This window comes from Roseofilum halophilum BLCC-M91 (genome assembly GCF_030068445.1).
In the GTDB taxonomy this organism is placed as follows: Bacteria; Cyanobacteriota; Cyanobacteriia; order Cyanobacteriales; family Desertifilaceae; genus Roseofilum; species Roseofilum halophilum.
Genome location: NZ_JAQPOK010000077.1, coordinates 1 through 3434 on the forward strand (window position 1 = coordinate 1; position 3434 = coordinate 3434).

Below are 3434 nucleotides of genomic sequence, written 5' to 3' on the forward strand. Positions count from 1 at the left end.
GCCGCAGGACTTGCGGTGTCAGTCTGTGGAGCGAGTGTAAGACCAGAGCGGAGTAAATCCGTAAAGGCAACTGCTATGAAGCAGAAACCTAAATTGTGAGGTTTAGGAATCACCGCCCTTCTAGGGCGGTGAGGATGTCAACCAAACGGGGATTAATGGGCATTGCTTTTGCCAACGGTGAGTTGAATGGCTAGGGCCAATAATCCTACCGTAGTCAGGGCAAATACGCCAGTCGCTAATAGTCCCATTCCCATGACAAGGGTACGGACGGCTGCACCGATATTGAGGGCGATCGCATTTTTGGTCGCGAGGGGTTTTTCTGCAAAGGTTTGGATAATGGACAGGGAGAGGAAATAGAGAAAGTAGGCGATCGTCCCACTCATGAGTGCGCCGGTTAAACAACGCACCGGGGTAACATTGCCGGAAATAGGGGGTTTCTGGTTTTCAGTCATGGTTACTATTCACTCACTTTAATGCCTGTGGGGGAAAATTGAGCCACCCACAACTTCAGATCCGGGTGGTGTAATTCTTGTTCGATGTAGGCTTTAATTCGCTCGGCTTCTGAATGGGACTCCGTAAGGGCAAATACAGTAGAGCCTGAACCCGACATCAGTGTACCGATCGCCCCGGCTTCTATAAATCGTTGTTTCAAGCTGACCAGTTGGGGATATTCGGGTAAAACAATTTTTTCAAAATCATTCCGTAATTCTTCGGTGATGATGGCACTATCTTTGCTGGCGATCGCCCTCACTATCGGCCCGGAGTGAACTTTTTGACCGTAGGCTTCAATATGTTCCGGGTCGCGAATGTAGGTTTCTTCATAGGTAGCACGATAGGTTTGATACGCCCAAGCGGTGGAGATCTTCACGCTCTCGTACTTCGCCAATACCACATACAATTGATCCAAATCCGGCAGAGGCGATAACTTTTCTCCCCGTCCTGTGGCTAAAGCGGTTCCCCCTCGGATGCAAAAGGGCACATCTGACCCCAACACAGCCCCTAACTGTTCGCATTCTCCCTGGGTTAAGCCCAAATTCCATAATAAATTTATTCCCACGACTACAGCGGCCGCATTACTCGACCCTCCGGCTAACCCAGCAGCCACAGGAATTTTCTTTGTAATGTAAATATTTACGCCACCATATCGAGCAAAGGCTTCGGGAAACTCGGAGCGCATTAATTCTGCCGCACGATAGGCTAAGTTGCTGGAGTCACAGGGAACATCGGGATGGTTGCAGGTGACGCGAATGCTATCTGTACCGGAGGGTTCGATATGAATGCGATCGCACAAATCCACACTTTGCATGATCATGGCCAATTCATGATAGCCATCGGCGCGATCGCCGACAATCTCCAGATACAAATTAATTTTCGCGCACGCTAAGAGGGTATATGAACGCATGGTTTAGGAGTTGGGGGAGAGGGGTTCGATATGGCGGGCATTTTCCGGCAGATCGGAAAACTTTTGCCCTTGGGTTCTGGCTTGGAACATATACAACCCCAAAGGAGTATTCACTAAGTCTACAATATCAGCCCTCCCTAAGAGCATTTTGGCGCTGGTCATGGGGACTTCTTTAAGCATCCAGCGTGTTGTCCGATAGAGGGTTTCTTTGAGAGTCAGGGGACGCATCAACTCTACCCCATGGAGTTGATGCAGATAGCGGTTCGACTCTCCATAGCGATACCATTGTTTTTGCAGCTCCTTGAGGGTGCGACGGTGGCGATGTTTGACGGTTGCATCGGGGACAAATTCATGTTTCCAGTCGGTTTCGCGCAAAATACGCCAGCACATATCCGCATCTCCTCCGGTGGTTAGATAGGGGCGAAATAATCCCACTTGCTCGAAAATTGAGCGACGCACGGCTAAATTGGCAGTTTGTCCATAGGGACAGAAGGCGTTAGCGAGGGTATGTTTTTGGGAGAGGGTTTCTTGGCGATCGGCGTGTTGTTCCAGTAGAGTAGTGCCAGCAAGAGCGATAATTTCGCCCACAGATAAACCAATTTCTGGCTTGGCAAAGGGTTTGATGAGGTTTTCTAACCATTGCGGTTGGGGACGACAGTCGGCATCCGTAAAGGCGAGAATGTCATACTGAGCGGTTTTGATGCCCAGGTTTCGCGCTGCATAGGAACTTTGGATCTGGGTTTGACTGAGGGGTTTAAGGTTGGGCAAGTCAGCAGAGTGGAGGATTTCCGAGGTGCGATCGCAGCTACCATTGTCTACAATCAGGTATTCTAGGCGATCGCTCGGATAAGTCTGCTGCCGAAACCCCTGCAACAACTCCGGTAAATCCTCCTCACCGTTATACACCGGCACAATAACCGAAACCTGGGGAAAAAAAGACGCATTCATAATTTTGGGAAATATAGACATTTCAAGGGAGATTTAGGGGGAGTAGGTGGTTCCCGATTCCCCCAAAGCTATACTATGGGCTGTAGTCAAGAATTAGAAACCGTATGGATTGGCAATTGTTGAGCTTAAGTTTCGCAGCCGTATTCTTATCCGAGTTAGGAGATAAAAGTCAGGTGGCGGCGATCGCCCTTAGCGGAACATCCCGCTCTCCCCGCGCCGTATTTCTGGGCACAGCAGCCGCCCTGTTATTAGCCAGTTTTCTAGGAGTAATTGTCGGTGAAGGAACCGCAGCCATTTTACCAACCAAGCTGTTAAAGGCGATCGCAGCCTTGGGATTTGCAATCATGGCCGTGCGTTTACTCTGGCCAGAACAAGACATTCCCCAAGATTTTGATCCCGACTAGATCATCCCGTGAACTACCCACACTGACCTGACGGTACAGTGTGGGCTTCCAACTTCACAGAAGATTGCCTCATCTTGGATTTACGTCCGCGAATGGGTCTTACATCCTCTCCATTGGCGTTTGCCTCCCCCGTCCCAGAGGAGGACAGCATTCTGATACCTTCTGCTCTAATATTTATTGCTGCATTACCATCTCTATCGTGATGAGTCTTGCAACTAGGACAAGTCCAAGTTCTCACATCTAGCGGTAATTCCGATATTTGGTAATGGCAATTAGAGCAGAGTTTGGAGCTAGGAAACCATCGATTTATTTCTACCAATCTCCCACCACTACGTTCTAATTTGTAGCTCAGGAAGTTTACGAAGGTTCCCCATCCTGTATCAGATATTGCCTTGGCTAGTTTAGGGTTACGAACCATGCCCTTGACGTTTAGGTTTTCGACTACTACGACTTGATTGCTATCAACTATCTTTCTAGATAGTTTGTGTAGGTAGTCTTGGCGGACATTGCTAACCTGTTCGTATACCAATAAAGAATTAAGTCCAGATTGAGACAAGCCTTTGCCAGTTGCTTTATAGGTTTCGATACATTGGTTTAACCCATAATTCCACCACCAACGCGCACATCCAAAATGTTGAGCTAACACTTGAATTTGTTCGTCTGTGGGGTAGAGCCTGACT

Annotated in this window: 5 protein-coding genes; 1 reads left to right on the forward strand and 4 read right to left on the reverse strand. The window is 48.6% G+C overall.

Annotated elements, in window-relative coordinates:
• Window positions 1-152: 152 nt before the first annotated feature.
• From PJF56_RS09640 to PJF56_RS09650, 3 genes are read right to left on the reverse strand one after another with little or no spacing between them, the layout of a single operon-like run.
• A complete protein-coding gene (locus PJF56_RS09640; protein WP_283762455.1) occupies window positions 153-452 on the reverse strand; it encodes a DUF3082 domain-containing protein in 300 nt (99 codons plus the stop codon).
• 5 nt (window positions 453-457) lie between these two features.
• Window positions 458-1402, reverse strand: coding sequence for a 4-(cytidine 5'-diphospho)-2-C-methyl-D-erythritol kinase (ispE, locus tag PJF56_RS09645; RefSeq protein WP_283762456.1), 945 nt, complete (start codon window positions 1400-1402; stop codon window positions 458-460).
• 3 nt (window positions 1403-1405) lie between these two features.
• On the reverse strand, window positions 1406-2350 hold the full coding sequence (locus tag PJF56_RS09650) for a glycosyltransferase family 2 protein (RefSeq protein WP_283762457.1): 945 nt from the start codon (window positions 2348-2350) through the stop codon (window positions 1406-1408).
• A gap of 104 nt (window positions 2351-2454) precedes the next feature.
• Between PJF56_RS09650 and PJF56_RS09655 the strand changes: the two genes are divergently transcribed.
• Window positions 2455-2754: a TMEM165/GDT1 family protein gene (locus tag PJF56_RS09655; protein WP_283762458.1), complete on the forward strand. Its 300-nt coding sequence runs from the start codon at window positions 2455-2457 to the stop codon at window positions 2752-2754.
• A gap of 13 nt (window positions 2755-2767) precedes the next feature.
• Here PJF56_RS09655 and PJF56_RS09660 read toward each other — a convergent pair.
• Window positions 2768-3434, reverse strand: a 667-nt coding sequence (locus PJF56_RS09660) for an RNA-guided endonuclease TnpB family protein (RefSeq protein WP_283762459.1), incomplete at its 5' end; no start/stop codon positions are given.

Excerpts from the sequence above, each read along its gene's own strand:
- PJF56_RS09640 (WP_283762455.1), bottom strand. The coding sequence starts at position 452 with ATGACTGAAAACCAGAAACCCCCTATTTCCGGCAATGTTACCCCGGTG.
- ispE (WP_283762456.1), bottom strand. The coding sequence starts at position 1,402 with ATGCGTTCATATACCCTCTTAGCGTGCGCGAAAATTAATTTGTATCTG.
- PJF56_RS09650 (WP_283762457.1), bottom strand. The coding sequence starts at position 2,350 with ATGAATGCGTCTTTTTTTCCCCAGGTTTCGGTTATTGTGCCGGTGTAT.
- PJF56_RS09655 (WP_283762458.1), top strand. The coding sequence starts at position 2,455 with ATGGATTGGCAATTGTTGAGCTTAAGTTTCGCAGCCGTATTCTTATCC.